This is a genomic window from Aquimarina macrocephali (assembly GCF_051627225.1).
Classification (GTDB): domain Bacteria; phylum Bacteroidota; class Bacteroidia; order Flavobacteriales; family Flavobacteriaceae; genus Aquimarina; species Aquimarina macrocephali.
The window spans coordinates 2,174,326-2,198,649 of sequence record NZ_CP151795.1 but is presented as its reverse complement, the minus strand read 5'-3'; the positions used below and the strand labels follow the sequence as shown (position 1 = coordinate 2,198,649).

Genomic DNA, 24,324 nt, shown 5'->3' with positions numbered 1-24,324 from the left:
TAATGGATGAGTTATATGATCTCTCAAAACCCCAAGAAAATGAGAAGGATAAAAATAGTTTTAACATTTTTACTAGTAGTTATCTTAACTGGATGTTCTGATGACGACGATGGAACAAGTTTCTTTTATGAATTAGCTACTGTACAGGAAGCTTCGCTACCCGATCAGTTTAATCGAGAAGAAACCTATACAATTACTGTGTCTTATTTTAGGCCAACAGACTGTCACTCTTTTGCAGGATTTGATTATGACAGATTAGGAAATGAACGAACTGTATCTGTTGTCAATTTGGTAGTTAATCAAGGTAATTGTAAAGACTTAGAAACGACAGATCTAGTCGAGGTCTCTTTTGATTTTCTTGTAGGAAATGAAGATTCTTACATCTTTAGATTCTGGCAAGGAAGAGACGAAAATGGAGATAATCAATTTTTAACCGTAGAAGTACCCGTATTATAAATTAAACCCGTTTTTATATATTAGAAAATGGGTAAACTAAAAATAGTTGTTAGTGGGTTTAGACCAACTCATAAAAAGATGTAAGAAAAAAAATGCTCAGGCACAAGAACAATTGTATAGACTATACAGTAGTAAGTTATTTTCGATTTGCTTAAAATATTCTAACGATGCTTCGAGTGCAGAAGATACCTTGCAAGATGCTTTTATAACCATTTTTGATAAAATCGGTCAATATAAAAACCAAGGCTCTTTTGAAGGGTGGATAAAACGAATAACTATTAATACAGCATTACAGAAATATCGAAAACAAAAAGTTTTTGATATCATTAATGAAGAACAGATTGAAGAAGTTGAAGTTGAAGTCGATGAAGAAGAGATTTCTCTAGATTATCTTTTAGAAATTATACAACAACTACCTGATCGATATCGATTAGTATTTAATCTTTATGTGTTAGACGGTTATTCTCATAAAGAGGTTGCAGAGATGCTACAGATATCTATAGGAACCTCTAAATCGAATCTTGCGAGAGCAAGAAATATTTTAAAAGAAAAATTACAAACCAACCAAGAACTATATGTTCGACCAATTGAAGAACGAAGATGAATGATAAAAAAAATATAGATCGTTTATTTCAGGAAAAATTCAAAGATTTTGAAGTCATTCCCGATGAAATAGTATGGGAAAAAATAAAGGCACGTCAAAACAAAAACAAAAAAAGAATTTTTCTGATTCCATTTTGGTATAGAGTTGCAGGTGTTGCAGCATTAATCGCACTTATATTTGGTATAAGCTCTTTACCTTTAAATAATGAGCTACAACAAAATAATACGATCACTGATTCTGATACTCAAAATACAATTGAACAAACCAAAACAACACCTGATAATCAGGTTAAGCCTCCTACAGAAAATGTTATAGTAACTTCAGAAGAAAAAGAAACCAATTCTGTTGACAAAAAAATAAAAACCAATAATCAAGATCAAGACAATGATGCTGGTCAACATAATTATTTTGAGCCTTCTGTAACAAAAGAAAATGCGGTTGCTAAGACTTTGGAACAAGTACCTTCGCAATCCAAAAATAGTGATCAATTAGATCCTACCTCGCAGTCTGCAACTAAAAATCGAATCGCAGATCATGCCACAACAAATAATAACAGAACAGCACAAACCTCTTCTAAACAAAAAGAAGACCCTATTGTTACTAAGGAGAATACAATTGAGAAAACCACTATTGCTAATCAACAGAATGAAAGATCTACTCCAGAAAAAGAACATCCTCTTTTTAAAACACCCAATGAGAGAAGTAATACGAATACTCAAGGTTTAGCAGAAAAGAATAGTGATGATGATATAAAGAACAAAACTCCAGAAGAAGAAGAAGAAGAAGCCGAAAGCCTAGATGATAATGGTAAGAAATCCATTTTTGATGTTATTAATAAAGAAGAGGAAGAAGAAATAGCTGAAGAGTCAACATCAACCAAAAAATGGAATGTTGCTCCTAATGTCGCTCCCGTATATTATAGCTCTATCGGAAGCGGGTCTTCTATCGATTCTCAATTTTCAGATAATAACAAAAACGGGCAAGTAAATATGAGTTATGGTGTACATGTTTCTTATGCTATAAATAAAAGATTTAGTGTGCGTTCTGGAGTAAACAAGGTAGATCTTAGTTATAATACCGAAGGTGTTGGTTTTTCTCCTTCGGCAGTAGGTCAAAACCTGGAAAATGTAAACTATAACTCTTCCGCTGGAGCAATTTTAATCTCTGACATCGGAAACGTAAGAAGCACCGATATTGGGTCTGAATTTTCAGATATTAACAGAAATGCGATAGATCAAAAACAAAATGTAGGGTTACTTAATCAAAGTATTGCCTATTTAGAGGTTCCGTTGGAAATGAAATATGCCTTGGTTAATAAAAAAATTGGCGTAAATATGATTGGAGGTATAAGCACATTATTCTTACAAGATAATGAAATCTCTATAGAGGCTGGTGATTTTGAAACTCCTATTGGTGAAGCCAGTAATCTTAATGATGTGAGTTTTAGTGGTAATATAGGGTTGGGTGTCGATTATAAAATATCGGATCAATTTGAGATTAATCTTGAGCCTATTTTTAAATATCAGTTTAATGCATTTAATGATAATGCCAATAATTTTAAACCCTACTATTTTGGGGTATATACTGGAGTAAGTATCAAATTTTAAGAAATATAAAGATTTTTTAGTTGGTTAGGTAGTTATTGCAATTTAAAGCAATGATGAACAAAGCCGTTTCTGGGGAGAAACGGCTTTATTTTTATAAGGTAAGACCAGATTCTAATGTCTTCAAAATAACACCTCTTGTTTCTTCTTTTAGTTCTTTTTAATAAGCTCACAATCCACGTCACAACCGAAAAGACATTTCTTTATTTTTAATGGTTTAGGCTCTTTCATGTCTATTTTATTCATTTTCCTTTAAAAGTCTTCTGTGTTCTTGTGATATCTTAGACAAAATCTCGATTATGTTTTTTAATTTTAGACCAGATCTAGATGATCGTAAATGTTTATCTGTGATTTTGCTTAATAATTTAGATTCATTTTTAACCCTTTTAATTAAATCTTTATCGGTTAGGACAATGTTCAACACGGTAATCGAGTCTTGTGCTCGTGTAAAATACTCTATGTTTTTTTCGTAAACACTCATTGATTTATTATTAGATTCTAAAGGAACTGAAGTGCCTAATAAAACTGAAGTAATCCTTTTTGTGCCTCCTACCTGTTTAGCTTGAGCAACAACAAAGTTTAAGGAGCATAATAATAGAAGGGTTGCTATTGGTTTTAAGAGGCTGGCTTTTTTCATAATATATGTGTTAGGTAATAATTATACTAAAATAAAAAAACAAGACATAAATATTTAGTATTAAAGAAAATCTTTCATATTCAATCCGGTAGCCGTCTTTTTTCTATCTGTTTTATTTCTTCCAAAACAAGGTTGATTATGGGGTCTGCCTTTTTAAGTATCTTCTCGTTTTGTTTTAAAACCTCCTTTTTTATCACAAGGAATAAAAAAACTGCCTCCATTTTTATGTAAAAAGTAAGCCTCTATACTACCCTAACTCTTGTTTCAACAGAAATGTCTTTAGCTAGGTTTTCAAAATTCATAATTACGCTTTTGTTTTTTTAGTCTATTTTCTTACAACAGCAAATATTCTTCTGGTCTATAGGGAGAAACGGCTTTATGTTTTTTATAAGGTAAGACCCGATTCTAATGTCTTTAAAATCAAAACTCTCGTTCGTTCTTTCAACTCTTTTTTATCCTCATGCGTTAACCCTTCTGTAGGGATTTCTTTAAGAACGCGACCCCTCATAATTCCTGGGCTTCCGCTAAAAAAAGTATACGAAAATCGTTTTTTATTATCTAGAAATGCTAATGGTACTATAGGGATTTGGTGATCTATCGCCAATCTGAAAGCTCCGTCTTTAAATTCATCCAAAATAACAGATTCATCATCGGGGACACCTCCTTCAGGAAAAATACAAATACTTGTACCGCCATGTAATCTTGCTTGTGCACGATCAAATACTTCTTTTCTGCTTCGCTGGCTATTACGATCTACCAATATACAAGTACGTTTATAGAAAAATCCAAAAACCGGGATTTTAGCCAGCTCCTTTTTCCCTACAAATACAAAAGGATTTTTTATAGCATATAGCATTAGCATGATATCGGTCATCGAGGTATGATTAGCAACAAACATGTAACTTTTTTTACGATCTGGTTCTGCTTCTTTGGTAATCTTTGGTAAAAAACCTGATCCATACAATACGATTTTTGCCCAAAACCTAGCAACCACAAAAAACTGCGGGTACCATTCTTCTCTTGACGAAAACACCAATAATAAAGGAAACATAACAAGTATAGGAATACCCATAACGATATAAAACCAAATACGCCATAGTAGGATAAGTATGTTTCTTAGTATATGCATCTCCCCAAAAATACACAATTGGTTTGAGCTATGTGAACAAAAAAATTACCTTTGCCGAAAATAGTATGGTTATATACCTAAAGTATAAAGTAAACAGAAGGCAACTTATGATATTATAATCTGCAAACTGTGTACAGAGAATTAAATACAGAGCTAATTTTTATAAATTAAACGGTACCTAACCAAAACTTAAGGCTTAAACCATAACACAGATCAATATATCACTATGTCCAGAATTCTAACAGGAATACAGAGTACAGGCACTCCGCATTTAGGAAACCTATTAGGTGCTATCATTCCGGCAATCCAAATGGCCAATGAGCCAGAAAACGAATCGTTTTTATTTATTGCCAATATGCATTCACTTACACAAATCAAGGATGCCAATACATTACGAGAGAACACCTACTCTACTGCTGCTGCCTGGTTAGCTTGTGGACTAGATATAGAAAAGACTGTTTTTTATCGACAGAGTGATATCCCACAGGTAACAGAATTATCTTGGTATCTAAGTTGTTTTTTTCCATATCAGAGATTAACGCTTGCACATTCGTTTAAGGATAAAGCAGATCGTCTCGAGGATGTAAATGCTGGATTATTTACATATCCTATGCTAATGGCGGCTGATATTCTGCTTTATGATGCAGAAATTATTCCTGTAGGAAAAGATCAATTACAACATCTTGAAATGACTCGTGATGTAGCTTCACGAATGCACAATCAAGTAGGTGAAATGTTTGTAATACCCGAAGCCCAGGTGCAAAAAGAAACCATGTATGTACCAGGAACTGATGGTGGCAAGATGAGTAAATCAAAAGGAAATATCATTAATCTGTTTTTGCCAGATAAGAAACTACGTAAACAGATTATGTCTATTGCGACTGATAGCACTCCGCTAGAAGAACCAAAAGATCCAGATACCTGTAATTTATTTGCCTTATATAAGCTTATCGCTACTACAGAACAACAAGAGGAAATGCGTAAGAATTATCAAGGTGGAAACTATGGATATGGACATGCAAAGCAGGCTTTTTATGAATTACTGATCAAAAAATTTGCTACCGAACGCGAACGTTATGCCTATTATATGGCCAACCTTAATGAAGTAGACGAGGCCTTGGCTATAGGAGCCAAAAAAGCTACTTCTATTGCCGATACTGTATTAGCAAGAGTTAGAGAAAACGTTGGGTATTAGATGTAAGTTGATTATAGTTTATAATTCGTTACAAAGTATAGAAGAAGCAATGTTATAAAGCCTTTTAGCTAACAAAAATCAATTTGCCAACCAGATCTATCAAAGAAGCGTTGGGAGTACTAACTTCGATAAACCTGACTTGACAATCACATAATGGGGATTTTGTAATGGGTTAAAATAAGTTCATCATTTTACCTTTAGGATTACATTATATGTTTTGTTTCTTTTATTAAAAATAACAGGGTATTTTCCTGGCTTGATAACATTGCCCTTAAGTCCTAGTTTTTTTAAATATACTTTGTCTAAAATCACTGTGTTTTTAAGATGAAACATACTGGGTTCTGCTTCTAGAGTTTTAGAATCTCTATACATCATGTTATTAGGCTTATAAAACTGTAGTCCTAAAATATTTTTGTTCATAGCAAATGGTATTGCTTTTGTATCTGATTTGATCGTCAATTTCAATACATCTTTAATAGAATTAAATACTCTCGGATCTACATTATCATATACACTCCATGGATCATTGTACACCCAGTCACATCTAATTATTTTACAAAGATTTAAATAAACAGGCTCTGGCGTAATCGGGTTAAAGACATTTGGCAAACACTGTATCTGTGCACATACCCCAATTACAGACCCACTTGGATCACATCTACATGTCATATCTCTATCATCGCAAATTTGTTTATCAAGTGTTAAGCTATATATACAAAGCCCTCTTTGGGAGGCTCCGGCTTTTTTAGAGGTGTTTTCTTTTACATCTTCTGCGGTTTGTTCTTCTATACTGTTTTCTTGCTCACAGGCACATAGGGTGATAAGCAATACAGCAACAATATTTAATACTACTTTTTTCATGATCAATACGGTTTTAATAAGAGTTATTACTTTGTTTGGCCCAACATTTTAAGATCAATTGATTGAATATAGTAAAGTTATAAAGCAATATATTTTGATAATATCATAGATGTAACGAATCCTAAAAAATATGTAACATCGAAATAAAGGGGGATTTACCCCCTATTTTTAAAGGGGTTAAAACTAGTTTTAATCATTATTTTGAATGAATGATGGTCAAAATACATAACTCATATAAAAAAAATTAATACATCTCATACGGGAACCCGTAAGAAATGTAAGAATTTTCGTCGTAATTTAAGATCAGGGAAAATTCTTAAGGACATGTTTAAAAATCATGTGAATCGAAAATTACTAGTTTTCAGAAAGTACACTTTTTAAACAGTTTCTTAATTGCGGGATCAATACCTATACCTAGAATAAAGTATACATATAGGTTAGGTTTTTTAACAATTTTTAGTGCTACAAACATGAGATATATCTATTCGTATATCCTATAAGCTAGTATTTGAATTTATCATCTTTAGCCATCTTCAAAAATGACTAATCTCCTGTTAGCAAAAAACAGCAGGTATCTTTATTTAGTTAATCATTTGATCTTAAAATGTTGACCCAAACAAAGCAATTCTATTGCAATATTAAAAACCTTAAAACCTGATAGTAACCCAAAAGAAGAGAAAACATGAAAATATAAATTAAAAATCAATAGTCATGACAGAGAAAAAATTATACGAACGGTTAATGCGTTACAAAAGCAAATATGGTGTAACCCAGGAAATGTTACAGCATTACAAATGGGCTGTAGAACTACTTAAGCAAAGGCAACTTACAGTGAATGGTAATAACCAGAAAGAAGGGGTTTAAATCAAAGTTGTTTAAACAAAATCATAAGTAGTAACAGAGTTAGTCCTGCTATAAAAAGTACTAGTATATAATATGAAACGGATTTTTCATTAGACTTGTTTGAGACCTGAAAGTAAATAATTATTTTCTAGAAACATCTCTGTATATTATACTATGCCGAAACATGCATCAAACAAAAATGGGTGTTTTGGTTTTTTTAGCTACAAAGTAATTCGATATATTAGTCAATCCAAATAAAGAAAATTACACTATTATGATTCTGAAAAGAGGTCATTCTTTGGCGCCGATTTATCAAACATATGATTTTAATGATTTTTTGATCGGCACCAGTAATTATCAAAACCCAATTGAAACCGGTGTTTGGCATTCTCATGAAAAACCAGTTATCAGTCTAGTACTTTATGGAACAAATACAGAATACCGTAAAGGCAAGGAAGTAGAAAGAGTTGGTGGATCTATAAATTACTATAATTCATATGAATTACATAGAAATGTCTACACTACCTTTCCTTCTAAACATATCAATTTGGAAATAGATGATACTTTTTTAAAAAAATATGACTTTACAGAAGGATCACTTGAGCTAGCTGTGGCAAAAAATTATAATGCTCGTTTCACTTTCATAAAATTAATGAATGAAGCAGAAATTAATGATTTGCAATCTTATAACGCTATAGAGATGTTATTTGTCGCTTTTATAGAAAACTCTCTTAACTTTAAGGATGAAATATTATTTCCAAAATGGATGTTATCTGTTAGGGATCTTTTAAATGATAGATGGGATGAGAATATTTCTTTAAAAGAAATTGCCGACAAGGTTAATGTACACCCTACTACAATTTCTAAAAATTTTAGAACTTACTTTCAATGCACATTAGGCGAATATTCTCGTAAATTAAAAATAGATCGATCACTTGATCTGTTAAAATCTAAACAATACTCACTTACCGAAATAGCATACATATGTGGTTTTTCTGACCAAAGTCATTTTACTCGGGTTTTTAAATCTATTTCTGGCTATCTACCAAAAGAATATTCCAAAGTTTAGCTTAAAGCAAATTCTGTTCTATTTTTTAAAATAACCCTTCCTTTTATTTGTATGATCATTTCTTAATTAATGCTATAGAAATACTATAGTGTGAAACAATGTATAATTAAATACATCATGGCAATAAAAGGTTCATCAATCATCATTTGTTTATTTGGGTTAATTTTTTTTTCGAGTTATTCGCAATCTAAAACAGATTCATCTATTTATAAATACCCTTTACTAATTGACAAAATTGATTCTTATGTAAAGGAACAGAAAAGCAAAGGATTTAAAGGAACGGTGTTAGTTGCCAAGAATAATGAAATTATCTTAAACAAAGCTATAGGTGATTCAAATCTAACAACTAATTCTGCTTTTTATATTGCTTCGGTAACCAAACAGTTTACAGCAACAGCTATTCTTAAACTTCAGGAACAAAGTAAACTATCAATTAATGATCCAATAGCCAAATTTATTAACGAAGTTCCTTTAGATAAAAAAGAAATCACCATTCATCATCTTCTCACTCATACTTCTGGTCTCGCAAACAATTATGTTACAGATGGTATTAAAAACAGAGAAGAGGCAATCAATGCGATTTTATCCTCTCGTTTAGAATATAACATCGGTGAAAAATATGGCTATTCGGCAGAAGGGTATAATCTTTTAGCTATTATAATTGAACTGGTTTCTGGCGAGACTTATGAAAACTACATATCACAAAACTTACTAGCTCCATCAAATCTAAATCATACTGGTTTTTGGGGGTATGAAGGTAGTAATCTCACGAATATAGCCTCATTTAATAATCCTAAAACAGTAAAATCATTATCCCGAAAAGTTTATCGTAAAGGTGTTAGTATCGCAAACTACGGCTACAAAGGAGGGACTGGAATTTTTAGCACATCTCAAGATCTATATAAATGGATAAATACCATTAGATATAGTGATTTTCTGAATCCAAAAAGTATACAACAACTATTTAAACCTCATAAAAATCTGAAAGGTGATATTACCAATGGTGTTTCCTATGCCTATGGATGGCGAGTTGAATATAAAAATGGTGAGTTAACACAAATAAGACATGGGGGTTTAGAAGATGGTTTACATGATGTTTATATTCGTAGCTATACTAATGGTGAGATTATTATCGTTTTTTCAAATTCCGGAGTGTATGAAGGGAAAGGGAAATTTAATGGCAAAGAATGTTGGAGTATTGTTTTGAGTACTGGTTTACAAGATATTCTTGAAAATAACAAAGCAAAAACTACTATCAAAAAATAAAAAATCTATTAAAAAGCATATCAACAGCTGACATACAGTTGTCACTACCCTATTTTATTTTTGTTTCGAATTAACCCACTATTTATAATGGCAGAATTATTGAAACATATTTACACTCATGAGTTTTTTGAAGAATTTACAGTGGCTCTTCAAAAAATTGTTCCGGATTTTGATACCTCATCTTTTTTTAAACAAATTTTTGATTCCGAATGGAAAAACAGAGAATTGAAGCAGCGTATGCGTCATATTACTATCGTATTGCAACACCATTTATCTCTCGATTATATCAAAAACATAGATGTTTTATTAAAAGCTATTATACAGCTTCAAAAGGAAGGCGTTAATGAAAATAGTTTAGAGTATATGTTTCTTCCGGATTTTGTAGAACACTATGGGATGGATCATTATGATGCTTCTATACTAGCAATCGAAAAAATTACCCAATTCACAAGTTGTGAATTTGCTATACGGCCTCTTCTGATAAAGTATCCTAAAAAAGGAATACAACAAATGAAGAAATGGTCACAGCATAAACACTCTATGGTAAGAAGGTTATCATCTGAAGGTTGTAGGCCACGTTTACCCTGGGCTATGGCGCTTCCATTCTTAAAAATCGATCCAACAGCTATCCTTCCTATTCTCGAAAATCTAAAAAATGATGAATCAGAATCTGTACGAAGAAGTGTGGCTAATAATCTAAATGATATTGCAAAGGACAATCCCGATATTGTTATTCACCTTGCAAAAGAATGGTACAAAAAATCAAAAGAAACTGATTGGTTAGTGAAACATGGGTGTAGAACCCTTTTGAAACAGGGAAATGCAGAAATCATGAACTTATTTGGTTTTGGTGATATCCAACATATCAAAATTGACAAACTACAGATCCTTACACCAAAAATTAAGATTGGAGGTAGGTTAGAATTTACTTTTCAACTTAATAACACCGGCAATTCTGCATCTAAGCTACGATTAGAATACGGGCTTTATTATCAGAAAGCTAATGGAAGCTTATCTAAAAAAGTTTTTAAAATAAGTGAAAAAATATATCCAAAGAAATCAATAACTGTTATTAATAGAAAGCAGTCTTTTAAAATAATTACGACCAGAAAATTTCATACAGGATTACATCAATTATCCATCATTATTAATGGAAATGAGTTTGAAAAATACAATTTTGAACTTACTCTGTAAAGATTAAAAAATGCACAAAGGTTATTTATCTAAAATGGCTTAAATATTATTTAAAAACAAAACCTTGATCTCAATCCAGATCTCTCCTTAGAAAAAGTAGATAAACTTTTAGGGTTGAATATTCATAAGGCTTCTGCATTAATTAATCAGTAGAGTCAAAAAAATTAATGATTTTATTAATCATTACAGAGTTAAATATATAAAACGACTTTTTTAGACAAAAGAACGGTAAACTCACTATTTCTAATAGCTTATGAAACTGGTTTCAATAGTCTTTCTTCTTTTAATTATGCTTTTAAAAAACTTGAGGGAATTACACCATCTACTTTTCGAAATCAAAACTCTTCAAACTGATGGAATTATAATACTGTCAGACAACTTTATCATTTAAAGAGGCTTTTAATACTATTCATAGTTAATTAGCATCATAGTTTCTATAAAAATCAGAAAAAATAAACTATTAAGATTAAATGATGAAAAAAATACTACTTTCCCTGTTGCTTATAAGCATCTCTCCAACATTTTTATTAGGACAAAATGCTACTTTTGATACCAATAGATTAAAACGAATAGAAGAGTGGATTAGCTCTGATGTAATTAACAAAAAAATGCAAGGAGCAATTGTAATGATTGCTGATAAAAATAATATCATCTATTCTTTTGCTAATGGAAAATCAAACATTGAGAGCAATAGATCACTTAAAATCGATGATTTCTTTAAAATTGCATCGATGACAAAAGTCATTACTACTGTTGCCATACTGCAACTGTATGAAAAAGGAGTATTTGACCTGGATGATCCAATATCAAATTATCTTCCAGAATTAAATAATACTAAGGTGCTAAATCCTAATCCAGAGAAATTAGAGTATATCGATGCAAAAAAACCTGTTACAATTCGGCTATTACTAAATCATACTTCTGGTTATGCTTATGGAGGTAAAAGGATTTCTAAAATTTATAAAGAAAATCAAATCGATTTCTCTAATCCAAAAGAATCAAATCTAGAAGAGTTTATCAAAAAAATGAGTTCAATCCCATTAGTAAGTCAACCAGGAGAACAATTTACTTATGGTCCATCTACCGATATTCTAGGATATCTAATTGAAAAAGTAAGCAACACAACTCTCGAAACCTATTTTAAGGAGCACATATTTAATCCTCTTGAGATGAAAAATACAGGGTTTAATATTTATCAAAAAAATAGTGATAAATTAGTAGATACCTATATTATAAAGGATAATATATTAATCCTTTCAAAAAACACTACCTCTTTTGATAAAGGCAAAAAAAACACAGTATATATGGGAGGTAGCGGTCTTGTTTCTACTACTAGTGACTACTTAAAATTTACACAAATGCTATTAAATAATGGTGTATATAAAGGTAAAAAAGTTTTATCTAGAAAATCAGTTGAACTTATGCAGACAGATCAATTAAAAGGCGTTCTTTACCCTAAGGGTTTTAATCCTATTTTGGGAAAGAATAACACTTTTGGTCTTGGTGTAAATATAATAACGGAATCAGGAAGTAGTAATGAATTTTATTCTGAAGGGGCTTATTTTTGGGAAGGAGCGTACAGTACATCTTTTATAATAGATCCAAAAGAACATTTCACAGCCGTATTTATGACTCAAATGTCTGGTCGAGAAACTTTAAGAATTAGAAAAAACTTCAGAAAGTTAATTTATCAGGCACTTGATTAGTAAAAAATATTATACCTATTTTTTTAAATACAATCCCTAATGAAAAAAACACTTAAGATAGTTGCTACCACTCTATTCTTGGTAATATTATTTTTAGCTGGATGTATTCTATGGCCACTACCTCAACTAGAGGTCCCGAAGGCGCATAATAGCATACTTATAAAATCTATCAATATTATCGATGTAGAGTCTGGTGCGATTTTACATAATCAAGATATTCTTGTCGAAGGAAATACTATTAAGGCCATCGATAGTGTAATCAATTCATCATCTCATTTTATTATTAATGGTAAAAATAAATATATAATTCCTGGGTTATGGAATATGCATACACATTCTACTCAACAATCAGAGTGGCTTCATCATCCTCTTTATATTGCTAATGGAGTCACAGGAGTAAGAGATATGTCTGGGCAACTTAATAAAAAAGACACTTATTGGGCTGGTAGTAAAGAACGCTTACAGTGGAATCAAGATTTGGCGCAACATATAAGAATTACCCCAAGATATGTTTTACAAAGTAGTTATCAAATTGACGGAAAATATTCTGTTCCAAATAGTTTTCCAGAATTCTTTAAACTTCAAAAAGAAGAAGATATAGCGCCATTCCTAGATTTTTATAAAAATGAGGATGTTGACTTCATAAAAATCTATATGCAAATCCCTCCCAAATCATATCGAAAACTAGCCTTAGAAGCTCCAAAATATGGAATTCATCTTGCAGGGCACAAACCTATATTTATTAGTCTTGAAGAAGCTATACAACTAGGGCAACGTAGTTTTGAACATGGTAGAGTTTTTATGTACGAATGTTTTCCAAAAGCAGACAGTTTAAAAAATTCTAATAATTGGAAAAAAATTTACACAGCTTCAAAGAGGTCTATGGTTATGGATTTTGATAAAAAGAAAGCGATACAACTCATGGATCTAATGCGAAAAAATAATACCTATTGGACACCAACTCTTCAAACGCTTAAGTCTGATGCTTTTGCTCACACCCCAGCATTTATAAATAATCCAAATAGAAAATATATCCCAGCAATAAAACGAAAATTATGGTGGAATCCAGGGATCAATAAAGCCGCTGAAAAAAATCGTTCTTTAAAAGAAAAAGATTTGAATCTTGATTTTTATAGAGCATCACAAAGACAAGTTAGTATGGCGCATAAAAGAGGAGTGCCAATTATGGCGGGAACTGATGTTACTGATGCTTATGTTTTTGCCGGATTTAGTTTACATACAGAATTAATAGATTTAGTAGAAAGTGGATTATCTAATCTTGAAGCTTTACAAACTGCTACTATAATTCCGGCCGAATATAGTAAATTGAACAATAAGTATGGAACTATCGATATTGGAAAAACAGCAGACCTAGTGCTCCTTAATAAAAATCCACTAGAAGATATATCATATACTCAATCTATACATGGTGTACTTCTCGATGGTATATATTACAACAATAAAAAAATACAAGAATTAAAGGACTTCACATCTTCTATAGCTTCGGCTTTTCACATCAACATAAAGGTAGCTTATAGTTTGCTTAGTAGTCCCTTAATTAGAATTCAATTAGCTGATTAAACTGAAAAAAGCTCTAACATAAAAATAGGATTTTCTTTAGTATTTTTACATAGATAACATTTTGCAACTCTTAAAATGAAGTGATATGTGGACAGAACGGTTAGCATTTTATGACAAGCTTATAGATACCAATCCAAGTTTCGAAAGAAAAGGAAAAACAATGCCTTATACATCTGTTAATGGTCATATGTTTTCGCAATTAAATAAAGCGGGTGAAATTGGTCTTCGACTTTCTAAAGAACAAGGAACCCAATTCATGCAAGAACATCAAACTACCGTTTTCAAATCCTATGGTGCCGTGATGAAAGAGTATGTATTAGTTCCCGAAAAATTGATGCAAGATTTTGAACTACTTTCCTCCTATCTTAATGATAGTTTTACCTACGCAAAATCATTAAAACCTAAAAACTCTAAGAAATAAATACGAATTCTATGAATGATATGTCATTCTCCCTTTTTATTCTATTTTAAATTTCCATTTTTTTAAACCACCAATTAGAAATAGTAAACCAATAATTACTGCTACAACAGATTGAATAGTTTCGGGTATTGTAGTTGTCTGTTGACTTATATTATACAACTGTTCTGCAATCCCACGAAAAAGATATATAGAAGCAATTGTATAGATGCCAAATTTTAAGAAAGGAAGTTTTTTGATTTTTTCGCTTGCAGAGAGTCCATAAAACCCAAAAATTAAAAAGATTAATGCAACAAAAATTGTTAGCAAGTACGGAAGAGAAAAATGAATTTGAGCAAGTGCTTTCATCTCTTCTAGTACACCAGTTTTTTCAAACATTTGTTCGGGCCAAATGAGTCCGATTAAATGACCTATCCCAATTATTATATTTATGTATCCACCTATTTTAAGCATTAGTCTTTGATTTTTTAATTCCAATAATTCCTAATATTCCTATAGGCAATAGTAAACCCCATTGAGGTGCTAGTATTGATTTATATACACTTGAAAAGATAAAAGCGAATGAAAAAGCGATGTATAAATAACTTATGAAAGAAACTAACTCTATGTTCGCTTTCTTTGTTGTGTTAAAGCCATATTTAAAATAGAGTATTGAAGAAGCAAATAAAATACTAGTAACCATATGCCAAACCCCCAATAATTCAGTTTTTATTTGTAGGTCAATGTTGCTTTCCATGAAAGGATTAATCAAATCTAATTGACCTCCAATTAGGTGCAGGATTGCAGTAAAAATATTAATTACTCCAGCAATTATCCAGTATTTATTTTTCTTCATTATGTTGTTTATTTGATGTGTTATGTATTTTATTACTATTGTAGAGCATATAAATTGCATGGGGTAGCATTAAGAAAGTCATGCCTGAAAAAGGAATCATATACACCCCAATAAGCACGATTATCAAATATGTCCACATGAAGTTTTTGGGAATTTGTCCATTCGTTTTCTCTGCATGGTTTACCAGAACACCAATAGGGATAAGTAAAAGTCCGAAATAGAAAAACCAAAATGCTGCGAAATTTTCATAATTCATTTGTCCATCGAGTAAAGGAAATTCGAAAAGACCTTCGCTTATTTTAAAAAAAAAATTGTCTGCAAATCCTGAAAACTGTTTCCAAAACGCCCATGATGAAACTCCTAATAGTGAGTGAATAACCCCAAAGAATATTAATATTTTTCCGTGTACTATTTTCATATAGTTATAAAGTGTTTTAATTCTTTCTTTACTTCTATGAGGTAATCTTTAGATTGTTTTTTGTTTTTTAGCATTTCATGATATCCTATTAAGTATTTATAAAAAATACTTGCTTTTATTACCGCATCTTTCTTAGAATACCCAATTTCCTGAAACAACTCAGTGGTAAATTCCAATCTTCTATTGTCAATTTCGTCTATGATCGATTGAACTTCTTTATTCTTTATAGCATAGCGTTTTAAGAAAAATATGAATTCTAAATAAGGATCATTCTTAAAGGTGATTTTCAAAAATTGTTCGATTTTTTCTTCTGAAGATTTTGTTTTTTCAGTCTGCTCTATAATTTGATCTGTCTCTGAAGTAATCCAAAAATTTATAAGCTCACTGATGAAGTTTTTCTTGGATTTAAAATGCCAATAAAAGCTTGATTTGTTACATTCTAGCTTTTTGGCAATCTTTTCAATGACAATACCAGAAATTCCTTGCTCAGAAAAGAGTTTGTATCCCAATTTTATCCAATCATTTCTTTGTGCTATTACTTTTGGCATTATTAGACGGTTTCGTTTAAAAAAACAAATATACAATAAAACCTTTATTAAACGATATCGTTTAATAAAGGTTTTGTATTTAATAATTAATGAAGATAAAATAAGACAGGCCAGATTGATCTTCTGCTTTCTAAAGAGCAAATTTTATGTAAGAATACAAACTACTGTATTCAAATCATATGTGATATTAATACATGAATATGTATTAATGTTCAAAAAAATTAAGGAAATTTAAGGTATAAAAACTTAGTCAAAGTCTTTGGTAAAGAAATCTTTTGGAGATATTTCAAAATATTGACAGATTTTAAAAAGTGTTGAAAATGAAATATCTCGTTTACCTTGTTCAATTCTTCCGAAGTGAATTCCGGTATCATTAAGCGCGTCTTCTTGGGTCACATCTTTTTTTGACCTCAATTCTTTTACACGTTTAGCTAATATATTAAGTAGCTCTTTTTTGTCATATTCTTCCACAATGGAAAATTCAGCTTAATAAAACATATTTTCAATTACCGATCGGTAATTTTTTATTACATTTGTTACATCAGATGATTATGCATGACCCAAGAAGAGTTATATCAATATATGTTAGCCTATCAACAGGAGCATCAGTTTTGTGAAAAGGATCAAAGCAATTTTATTGCTTTACTAGAAGCACTTAAGCCTGGTAGCACTGATACAACATCATCAGAACTTTCAAGTTCGTAAGCATGTGCAACATTTCTATGGATGAATAAAAGATATTACTATCAATATAGTTTTTAACAAAAATCAATGTTTATGACAGAGAAAAAACTTTATGAGCGTCTTATGCTTCACAAAAGTAAGTATGGTATTACCCAGGAAACACAGCAACATTATTTATGGGCACTAGAAACATTACAAAAAAACAATGCTCCCCGCGAATCTCATCAGAAATTTTAGCCTACAAAGAGCCCGTATATTACATACGGGTTCTTTTATTTTGGTAAGTGGCTAACTTCTTGATGCTTTTTTGAATAGATGAATTTAATGGTAGTTTCATATCCCAAATCGGGATCATCATATTCAATGGTAATTATTAGGTCTCCATTTTTGACCGTCACATAAGATTTATTAAATAATAAAATTTCACTTTTATCATACATAAAATAAAAAATACCATCTGATTCTTTTTTCCAACTCCCATGGGTATCTTCTGTATCCTTTATACATTCTCCTCCCGTTCCAAAATCATCATAATAATTTTTCTCAATAAATCTACCATTCTTTAACACTTCTAGAGTTGTCATTTTTTCACAAGAGGAAAGCGGGAATTCTTCCAATGACGCATTCTCTTCTTCATTACTGAACTCTTGCTTCAATTGCCATATGCCAACTATCATAATATTAGAAGCATTAGAATCACTCTTTCCGCAAGAAGACATTCCAAAAAGTATCAAGACCAAAAACGTAGCATAAGCTGGTAAAAGTCTCTTCATATGTTGTATTTCCAATTACAGCTACAAAAATCAGAAAAATACTTCTTATTAACAAATATTTAACGTTAAAATGTGTATTTTATCGATTATAATAGCATTTTATCGATGCTTCTTAGTCTCATTTATTAATCATTGCTTACAATTAAAGTCAGAATTAAATGGTTATTTATAAGAGACAGAATCAAAAAAACTTCTTAAATAAGGACTATCACTGAAAACCGGGTAGTATACACCTTGTATTACATCTATCTTAGTCTATTATTAATCCACTCCTTAATAGTGGTATACTACTATCTCACAACTCTTTACATCAAAATTTAAATTATTAAAAATCAAATCATGACAAAAAAAGTTTTAAAAACAATTGCTGTACTAATGCTGACTATTTTTATTAGTAACTGCGAAAATGATAATAGCGGTTTGGATGCTATCACAGAAGAATCGTTAGACCTTAAACAAACCTCCCCTGCTGAAGAATCATCTACAAAAGTAGCAACGAATAATTGTGTTTATTGGAGTATTGAAAGCTACGAAGGTCCTGTATGGTTTGATTTTAGAGCAGGAAGAAAAGAATATCCTTATGTAAACACTATTATAAATACTACTGAAACATCTTGTGATGGAGCATGGATAGCCACAGGAGGTTTTAAAATAATAGAAAGCACTAAAAGAAAAGCACGTGTTAAAAGAATCAACCAAAATAAAGGTACAATTCAGTTTATCAATGGCAGTCTAGATGGATACCTGATGGAGTTTGATGATTTTGTCCCTAACGGATCTTCAGTTCCATGTCCTAATGAAAGTAATACCTCTATGTATAAATCAGATATAAGATACATGAATGCCGGAAGTTATGTTCCCGAATATACCTACTCCTGGAAAGTTGTAAATTATGGTCGAACAACTCACCATTCTAATAAGACTGTTATTAGAATGCCTTTGGGGCGTTCAACAGTGACTCTTAGCGTATCTTTAAATGGTTGCATCACCCAAACAAATACACAAAGTTATTTCATTGGTAATAGTAATCCAGGCGGACCTAGACCTCCACGAGATAGAAACTAATCACATACAGAGGAACTCTAGCGTATGATAATATACAATAAAGAGACCTTTTAAGTATCCTATTACAAAAACACCTTGCTATTGAACATCATAGCAAGGTGTTTTTAATTAGCACAATATTATTATTACTTCACCAAAATCCCACGTTGATCCATTACCGGTAGGTCCTGAAAAGCATTTTCGTTTATAGTATGTTTTCTAAACAGGTATTTTTTATCGTATAATTTACTGTCTGCAAAGAAAGTGACAACAAATTCATTATTCATCCCAAGTAATTCTTCCTGAAGCATTTCGATTTTGGCAGAGGATTTTGCTTCCATAGTTCCTATACCATGACGTAGTAACGAGGTTTTTCGATCTCCTTCATATCCTTTGGTCACCACCAAAACCATTTCTATAGCAGTATCGCGATCATTAATAATATAGGAGTTCCAATGCTGGGCAAGAAATTCTTCATCCCATTCTTTGATCACTGCAATATAAACACCTTCTACAATAGGTATTTCTATATCTTTCTTCATGCTTGTTTACCCTATAGTGAAGACTTAAATTGTTCTAAAAAACGTACATCATTTTCACTAAGCATTCGAATATCAGACACTCCATATAATAAGAGTGCTATACGATCGATTCCCATCCCAAATGCAAAACCACTATATTCCTGAGGATCTATATTACAATTTTTAAGCACATTTGGATCTACCATTCCACAGCCCATAATTTCTAACCAACCTGTTCCTTTGGTCATTTTATAATCGGTCTCTGTCTCTAATCCCCAGTACACATCTACTTCTGCACTAGGTTCTGTAAACGGAAAATATGATGGGCGCAATCTAATTCTTGATTTACCAAACATCTCTGTAGTGAAGTATTGAAGTGTCTGTTTTAGATCTGCAAACGACACATCTTTATCAATATATAATCCTTCTACCTGATGAAAAAAGCAATGTGATCGTGCAGAAATCGCTTCATTACGATATACTCTTCCTGGAGAAATTGTACGAATTGGCGGCTCATTATTTTCCATATATCGTACTTGAACCGATGAGGTGTGAGTACGCAACAAAATATCAGGATCTGTTTGAATAAAAAATGTATCCTGCATATCTCGTGCCGGATGATATTCTGGTAAATTAAGTGCTGTAAAGTTATGCCAGTCATCTTCTATCTCCGGGCCTTCACTAACATTGAATCCTATACGAGAGAAAATATCGATGATTTGATTTTTCACCAAAGAAATAGGATGCCTAGATCCCACAGCAATAGGTTCTGCGGGTCTTGTAAGATCACCATAGAGTCCCTTTTCTTCGTTTTTAGATTCTAATTCATCTTTTAAGGATTTTACCTTTCCTTCTGCCGCTATTTTAAGAGCATTAATAGCTTGTCCAAATTCTTTTTTCTGGTCATTAGCTACATTTCTGAACTCTGCAAAGAACTCATTAATCAATCCTTTTTTACCCGAAAACTTAATTCGAAATGCCTCGACATCTTCTTTAGTTCTGGCTTTAAAACTATCAACTTCTTCTATATACTCTTTAATCTTATCAATCATCACTATTTTCTTAATAGAACGGCAAATTTACGCATTTTAGGTTAATGGAATAGTACATTAAAGTATTTTGATTCAAATATTATATCTGATAAAAATCGGGTATACCATATTGATCATTAATTCTTTTAAAAAGGGAAAAAAGCTCTTATATTTTTAGCTCCATTTCATACTGATCAACTATGTTATTAAGATCAATCGAATTTAGGTAGTTTAATTTATCGAGAAGTGTTTCGTCTACATTATTAATTTTTACGGTTTTACAAATACTTTGGATTCCTAAAAACAAATGACACCAACCTGATTCATTTTGATTTAAGAGATCAAATTGAGCCAAATATCCATTTACTGGATTTATAACAAAATAGGATTCGGGAATTTGATCTTTTAAAACTTCAAAATATCTGTAATTTCCATCTTTAATTGAGTTTTTGTGATTGTCCCAGGAATAGCATTCTTGATTGGGTAAATTTATCATATCGAATATAGTATAATCAATTTCATTTAACTCAATACTTCTCTTGTCCTCAATATGTATTTTGCCTTTAAAACATTTATAATTTTTGCATTTCTTAAAACCGATGCTTTCATAGGATTTAATGGCAATTACATTCTCTTTTATGACTTCTAAAGAACATTTAGTAATACCATTTTGTTTTAAATCTTTAAGTGCATATTCGTAGATAGATTTCACTATTTTTTTTCCTCGATGTTCAGGAATCACTCCTGTTCCCGTATTAAAAGCAATGATATCTCCGTTTCGTTTATCAATTCCATTTATAATGAATCCAACAAGTTTTTCATCATCAAACATACCATAGGATAAATCAAAACGAACTTTGGCATTATCCCATCTTTCTCTATAATACTCTAGATTCGAAGGCATTTCTACGAAGTAGTTTTTAAATGAAATTAGAAAGCAATCTATTATCGATTTAAACGCGACTTTTTCTAAACTTCTAACCACCATATTATAAATCTACCTGTATTTGTTCGACATGATTATCTTATCAAAATAAGCAGTCTAAATATAATAATCTTCACGATTATCATACGATAATGATTTCATAAATTTGGAATAATTATAACCCTAGTTGTTTTTCTAAAATTGAATATGGTAATAATCCGTTTTTTAAAATGTTTTTGTGAAATTCTTTAAGGTTAAAGTTTTGATTTTTTTCGAGTTCTGATTTCCATTGAAGTATCTTATTAGATCCGTATTTATAGGTTATAACTTGTACCGGCCACCTTTTCATCCTAGCGATTTCGCGAAAAGCAATATCATCTTGCTCTTTGATATGTTGTTGCCAAAATTTTAATGCTTTTTGATCACTCCAACCATAATAATTAAGAGCCACATCCAATACTACTCGTACAGAGCGAATAATATCCCATTCCCATTTTCCTAATTCGTCATATATATTTTGGTATGCTCCTATTTCCTTTCCTATTTCTTCTACATATGCAGCCCATCCTTCTGCGACTCCTCTATATCTAAACATCTTTTGAATATCAGAACGGGGTACTAAAGTTTCAACCATTGCCTGATAATGATGCCCTGGCATTCCTTCATGAATATACAACCAACCTACTTGCCTCTTATTAAAGGATGTATTGAAATAATTATAATAAAAAGTACCATTCATATAAAATCCAGGAACCTGAGATAAATTTTTATTGGTTCCTTGTTTGATTTTTACTTCTGGAATCCTATCCAAAAACGGAAATATTTCTGGTAATTTGTCCGCTACGGTTTCTCTGATTTGAAAAAAACTCTTTTGAACCATTTTAACATTAGAATAAAAAAATACCGAATCCTTAATATGTCTACTAAAATCTAGGCTATCCATCCCGGATTTGACCTGTATTTCTTTGATTTTTGAGCTTACCTTTTCTATTTCTTCTATCCCCAATGCATATATCTGATCTGGTGTTGCTTCTTTATCCACCCATTTTTTCAGGAAATACGCATACCAATCTTTTCCATTTGATACATCAAATATTTTGGTGGCTGGGATACTGTCCCTAATTGTATTTAACCACTTTTTTTCGATAATAATCCTCTCTAGGTTAAGCTCACATTCATAAAGCAGTACTTCATAATCCAATCTATCCTGATCAGACAATTGATTTTTCTTAATCTTCTGCAAATTATTTTCTAAGGAGATAAATACTTCTTCCTGATTCTGAACAGATTTCTTATCGCTAATGTTTTTGAGATTTTCTACAAAAGAAAGTTCTAGTCCCGGAAGATCTAGTTTTTTATAATCCTTTATAAATTCTTTGGATATAGTTTCCCATTCAATAGATTGGCTTTCCGTTTTATTTTGACAACTAAATAGGAAGAATACAAATACCTGTACTATAATTCTTATATATCGATTTACCATATTCATTTGATTTTTCAAACCTGTTTTTAATACAATAATACTATGGATATCCTACTATAGTTTGTGCAATCTTGCTATTTTATATATTGAGAAGGTGGTATTTTGTAATGTTTTTTAAATCTTTTAGAAAACGAGGCTAAATCTGTATACCCTAATTGATAAGCTATCGAGGTTAAAGAAATCTCATCGCCATGTAGTAGTTCTTTGGCTTTTTCCATTCGCAACTGTTCCTGCATTTGTAATGGAGTCATTTTAAAACAAATTTTAAAAACTCTGGCAAAATGATACTTAGAGATTCCAGATATACTGGCAAGAGTGTTAAGTGAAATTTTATGAAAATAATGTAAATGAATATATTCTCTTGCTTTAAAAAGTTTTGAAACAAGAAGTTTTTGCGTGTGAATCCTTGTTGTTATCTTCTGCAAAGAATCCTCAATTATGTCTAATTCTTTTTGAAAACTAAGTAAATCATCTTTAAAACCAGTAATAATCCCAATAGATTCTTGGGCAAAATCATACCCTGAAATAGTATTGGAAAAATCGTATAAAGATTTGCCTAGTCCTATAGATAAACTTCCCGAAAATGGTTGATTAAATAGTAAATCATTTTTCAAAAAATCTGATATCTCGACACCTAATAATCCTGGATTTATATCTAAACAGAAACCTTTGGTATTTATATGTTTAGAACACACCTGGTAGTCTACATTTTCTCTCAGGATAATAAATTGACTCTTATATACATCTAATTGATTTCTACTCGTTTTATAATGCTCCTTTCCTTCTACTACATATTTTAAAGCAATACCAGTAGTCTTACCAGTGTAAATTGCTGGCATATTACTTTGAGAAAAATTTATTTTCCCAAAATCTCGATGTCGGTATCTGGTTTGGTTATCGATTCTCTTTACATATTGAAATCAGGTAACTAAATATAATGTCAAAATCATACGAGGCTGTCTAAACTATATATTGACTTACCAAAAAATAACTTACAATTGCTTCTTTCATCAAAACAGATTGCTCACCTGCTTTAAGACCCGGCAATTGTTCTTTAACCATATAATGTGGCCAACCATCATCATCATAGTAATCAAATTCATAATATCCATAAGGCTCTAAGAGGCGACATATGGCAATATGCATTAAGTCTAATTTTTCTTCTTTTTTAAATTTACGATGTAATTGACCTAATTCTTGTACTCCAATTAGATATATAATTCCATCAAGATCTAAATCTTCTCCATCTGCAAACTGATCTGATAGTTTTTTTACTAGGACCTCCCAGCGTTCTTTTAATTTTTCGTCTCTTGCCATTGTCATTACTCAATTATAGTTGTCAAATGTACTTTGGATATTTAATAAGAGTTCACTTTTAAACTGGATAAGTTAGATTAATAGTTCGAATACTGCCAATCATAATTTTACCAGCCGGATCTTATCAAAAAGTTAAGCGTTACAAAAGTAACGCTTAACCGAAAAAAACTAACAATAAATAA

The 24,324-nt window shown here is 31.3% G+C and carries 30 protein-coding genes; 15 read left to right on the top strand and 15 right to left on the bottom strand.

The window, feature by feature from the left end:
* The first annotated feature begins 39 nt into the window (after positions 1-39).
* The 3 genes from AAFU52_RS09875 to AAFU52_RS09865 are packed head-to-tail and all read left to right on the top strand — an operon-like array spanning position 40 to position 2,667.
* On the top strand, positions 40-456 hold the full coding sequence (locus tag AAFU52_RS09875; RefSeq protein WP_152538506.1) for a lipoprotein: 417 nt from the start codon (positions 40-42) through the stop codon (positions 454-456).
* A gap of 52 nt (positions 457-508) precedes the next feature.
* Complete coding sequence (locus AAFU52_RS09870) at positions 509-1,060, top strand: RNA polymerase sigma factor (RefSeq protein ID WP_438426311.1); 552 nt, start codon at positions 509-511, stop codon at positions 1,058-1,060.
* Entirely contained in the window at positions 1,057-2,667 is a 1,611-nt protein-coding gene (locus AAFU52_RS09865; RefSeq protein ID WP_438426310.1) for an outer membrane beta-barrel protein, read from the top strand. Before AAFU52_RS09870 ends, AAFU52_RS09865 begins: the two co-directional genes overlap by 4 nt.
* Before the next feature lie 235 nt (positions 2,668-2,902).
* Here the strand turns inward: AAFU52_RS09865 and AAFU52_RS09860 are convergent, their stop codons facing one another.
* A complete protein-coding gene (locus tag AAFU52_RS09860; RefSeq protein ID WP_438426309.1) occupies positions 2,903-3,301 on the bottom strand; it encodes a hypothetical protein in 399 nt (132 codons plus the stop codon).
* A 385-nt stretch (positions 3,302-3,686) separates the two neighbouring features.
* Positions 3,687-4,430 carry a lysophospholipid acyltransferase family protein gene (locus AAFU52_RS09855; RefSeq protein WP_438426308.1) on the bottom strand — a complete coding sequence of 248 codons (744 nt, stop codon included), beginning with the start codon at positions 4,428-4,430 and terminating at the stop codon, positions 3,687-3,689.
* Positions 4,431-4,656: 226 nt separating this feature from the next.
* Between AAFU52_RS09855 and trpS the strand changes: the two genes are divergently transcribed.
* Positions 4,657-5,625: a tryptophan--tRNA ligase gene (gene trpS, locus AAFU52_RS09850; RefSeq protein ID WP_438426307.1), complete on the top strand. Its 969-nt coding sequence runs from the start codon at positions 4,657-4,659 to the stop codon at positions 5,623-5,625.
* Between the two features lie 186 nt (positions 5,626-5,811).
* Here the strand turns inward: trpS and AAFU52_RS09845 are convergent, their stop codons facing one another.
* Entirely contained in the window at positions 5,812-6,486 is a 675-nt protein-coding gene (locus AAFU52_RS09845; RefSeq protein ID WP_438426306.1) for a hypothetical protein, read from the bottom strand.
* Positions 6,487-7,197: 711 nt separating this feature from the next.
* Here AAFU52_RS09845 and AAFU52_RS09840 point away from each other — a divergent pair.
* The 8 genes from AAFU52_RS09840 (at position 7,198) to AAFU52_RS09805 (ending at position 14,566) form a co-directional block, all read left to right on the top strand.
* Positions 7,198-7,350: a hypothetical protein gene (locus AAFU52_RS09840; RefSeq protein WP_159025479.1), complete on the top strand. Its 153-nt coding sequence runs from the start codon at positions 7,198-7,200 to the stop codon at positions 7,348-7,350.
* 253 nt (positions 7,351-7,603) lie between these two features.
* On the top strand, positions 7,604-8,398 hold the full coding sequence (locus AAFU52_RS09835; protein WP_024769688.1) for a helix-turn-helix domain-containing protein: 795 nt from the start codon (positions 7,604-7,606) through the stop codon (positions 8,396-8,398).
* Between the two features lie 117 nt (positions 8,399-8,515).
* Positions 8,516-9,664: a serine hydrolase domain-containing protein gene (locus AAFU52_RS09830; protein WP_438426305.1), complete on the top strand. Its 1,149-nt coding sequence runs from the start codon at positions 8,516-8,518 to the stop codon at positions 9,662-9,664.
* A gap of 87 nt (positions 9,665-9,751) precedes the next feature.
* Positions 9,752-10,858 carry a DNA alkylation repair protein gene (locus AAFU52_RS09825; RefSeq protein WP_024769690.1) on the top strand — a complete coding sequence of 369 codons (1,107 nt, stop codon included), beginning with the start codon at positions 9,752-9,754 and terminating at the stop codon, positions 10,856-10,858.
* A gap of 195 nt (positions 10,859-11,053) precedes the next feature.
* Positions 11,054-11,212: a helix-turn-helix domain-containing protein gene (locus AAFU52_RS09820; RefSeq protein WP_084050226.1), complete on the top strand. Its 159-nt coding sequence runs from the start codon at positions 11,054-11,056 to the stop codon at positions 11,210-11,212.
* 119 nt (positions 11,213-11,331) lie between these two features.
* The gene (locus tag AAFU52_RS09815) at positions 11,332-12,564 is read left to right on the top strand and encodes a serine hydrolase domain-containing protein (protein ID WP_438426304.1); all 1,233 of its coding nucleotides are present in this window, start codon (positions 11,332-11,334) and stop codon (positions 12,562-12,564) included.
* A 39-nt stretch (positions 12,565-12,603) separates the two neighbouring features.
* Positions 12,604-14,145: an amidohydrolase family protein gene (locus AAFU52_RS09810; protein WP_438426303.1), complete on the top strand. Its 1,542-nt coding sequence runs from the start codon at positions 12,604-12,606 to the stop codon at positions 14,143-14,145.
* Between the two features lie 85 nt (positions 14,146-14,230).
* Positions 14,231-14,566: a hypothetical protein gene (locus AAFU52_RS09805; protein WP_438426302.1), complete on the top strand. Its 336-nt coding sequence runs from the start codon at positions 14,231-14,233 to the stop codon at positions 14,564-14,566.
* A 36-nt stretch (positions 14,567-14,602) separates the two neighbouring features.
* Here AAFU52_RS09805 and AAFU52_RS09800 read toward each other — a convergent pair whose 3' ends face one another.
* The 5 genes from AAFU52_RS09800 to AAFU52_RS09780 all read right to left on the bottom strand — a co-directional run bounded on the left by AAFU52_RS09800 (position 14,603) and on the right by AAFU52_RS09780 (position 16,835).
* Positions 14,603-15,016 carry a hypothetical protein gene (locus AAFU52_RS09800; RefSeq protein WP_024769694.1) on the bottom strand — a complete coding sequence of 138 codons (414 nt, stop codon included), beginning with the start codon at positions 15,014-15,016 and terminating at the stop codon, positions 14,603-14,605.
* The gene (locus AAFU52_RS09795; RefSeq protein ID WP_024769695.1) at positions 15,009-15,398 is read right to left on the bottom strand and encodes a hypothetical protein; all 390 of its coding nucleotides are present in this window, start codon (positions 15,396-15,398) and stop codon (positions 15,009-15,011) included. The genes AAFU52_RS09800 and AAFU52_RS09795 overlap by 8 nt, the downstream gene beginning before the upstream one ends.
* Positions 15,385-15,816: a DUF6463 family protein gene (locus AAFU52_RS09790; protein WP_438426301.1), complete on the bottom strand. Its 432-nt coding sequence runs from the start codon at positions 15,814-15,816 to the stop codon at positions 15,385-15,387. Before AAFU52_RS09790 ends, AAFU52_RS09795 begins: the two co-directional genes overlap by 14 nt.
* The gene (locus AAFU52_RS09785; RefSeq protein ID WP_438426300.1) at positions 15,813-16,364 is read right to left on the bottom strand and encodes a TetR/AcrR family transcriptional regulator; all 552 of its coding nucleotides are present in this window, start codon (positions 16,362-16,364) and stop codon (positions 15,813-15,815) included. The genes AAFU52_RS09790 and AAFU52_RS09785 overlap by 4 nt, the downstream gene beginning before the upstream one ends.
* Before the next feature lie 246 nt (positions 16,365-16,610).
* Positions 16,611-16,835 (bottom strand): helix-turn-helix domain-containing protein, encoded by a 225-nt coding sequence (locus AAFU52_RS09780; protein WP_024769698.1) that lies wholly within the window; start codon positions 16,833-16,835, stop codon positions 16,611-16,613.
* Positions 16,836-16,919: 84 nt separating this feature from the next.
* Between AAFU52_RS09780 and AAFU52_RS09775 the strand changes: the two genes are divergently transcribed.
* Positions 16,920-17,069 carry a hypothetical protein gene (locus AAFU52_RS09775; RefSeq protein ID WP_161635262.1) on the top strand — a complete coding sequence of 50 codons (150 nt, stop codon included), beginning with the start codon at positions 16,920-16,922 and terminating at the stop codon, positions 17,067-17,069.
* Positions 17,070-17,141: 72 nt separating this feature from the next.
* Positions 17,142-17,285: a hypothetical protein gene (locus AAFU52_RS09770; protein WP_161635263.1), complete on the top strand. Its 144-nt coding sequence runs from the start codon at positions 17,142-17,144 to the stop codon at positions 17,283-17,285.
* A gap of 35 nt (positions 17,286-17,320) precedes the next feature.
* Here the strand turns inward: AAFU52_RS09770 and AAFU52_RS09765 are convergent, their stop codons facing one another.
* The gene (locus AAFU52_RS09765) at positions 17,321-17,821 is read right to left on the bottom strand and encodes a hypothetical protein (RefSeq protein ID WP_024769699.1); all 501 of its coding nucleotides are present in this window, start codon (positions 17,819-17,821) and stop codon (positions 17,321-17,323) included.
* 339 nt (positions 17,822-18,160) lie between these two features.
* On the opposite strand from AAFU52_RS09765, the gene AAFU52_RS09760 reads away from it, so the two are divergent.
* Positions 18,161-18,886 carry a hypothetical protein gene (locus AAFU52_RS09760; protein WP_024769700.1) on the top strand — a complete coding sequence of 242 codons (726 nt, stop codon included), beginning with the start codon at positions 18,161-18,163 and terminating at the stop codon, positions 18,884-18,886.
* 125 nt (positions 18,887-19,011) lie between these two features.
* Here the strand turns inward: AAFU52_RS09760 and AAFU52_RS09755 are convergent, their stop codons facing one another.
* The 6 genes from AAFU52_RS09755 to AAFU52_RS09730 form a co-directional block, all read right to left on the bottom strand.
* Positions 19,012-19,407 (bottom strand): hypothetical protein, encoded by a 396-nt coding sequence (locus AAFU52_RS09755; RefSeq protein WP_024769701.1) that lies wholly within the window; start codon positions 19,405-19,407, stop codon positions 19,012-19,014.
* 11 nt (positions 19,408-19,418) lie between these two features.
* Complete coding sequence (locus tag AAFU52_RS09750; RefSeq protein ID WP_024769702.1) at positions 19,419-20,438, bottom strand: phenylalanine--tRNA ligase subunit alpha; 1,020 nt, start codon at positions 20,436-20,438, stop codon at positions 19,419-19,421.
* Positions 20,439-20,583: 145 nt separating this feature from the next.
* A complete protein-coding gene (locus tag AAFU52_RS09745; protein WP_241461402.1) occupies positions 20,584-21,321 on the bottom strand; it encodes a GNAT family N-acetyltransferase in 738 nt (245 codons plus the stop codon).
* Positions 21,322-21,517: 196 nt separating this feature from the next.
* Positions 21,518-22,825: a DUF885 domain-containing protein gene (locus AAFU52_RS09740; protein ID WP_438426299.1), complete on the bottom strand. Its 1,308-nt coding sequence runs from the start codon at positions 22,823-22,825 to the stop codon at positions 21,518-21,520.
* 74 nt (positions 22,826-22,899) lie between these two features.
* Positions 22,900-23,664, bottom strand: a complete 765-nt coding sequence (locus AAFU52_RS09735) for a helix-turn-helix domain-containing protein (protein WP_024769705.1) — start codon at positions 23,662-23,664, stop codon at positions 22,900-22,902.
* 121 nt (positions 23,665-23,785) lie between these two features.
* Positions 23,786-24,142: a hypothetical protein gene (locus AAFU52_RS09730; RefSeq protein WP_024769706.1), complete on the bottom strand. Its 357-nt coding sequence runs from the start codon at positions 24,140-24,142 to the stop codon at positions 23,786-23,788.
* Between the last annotated feature and the right edge of the window lie 182 nt (positions 24,143-24,324).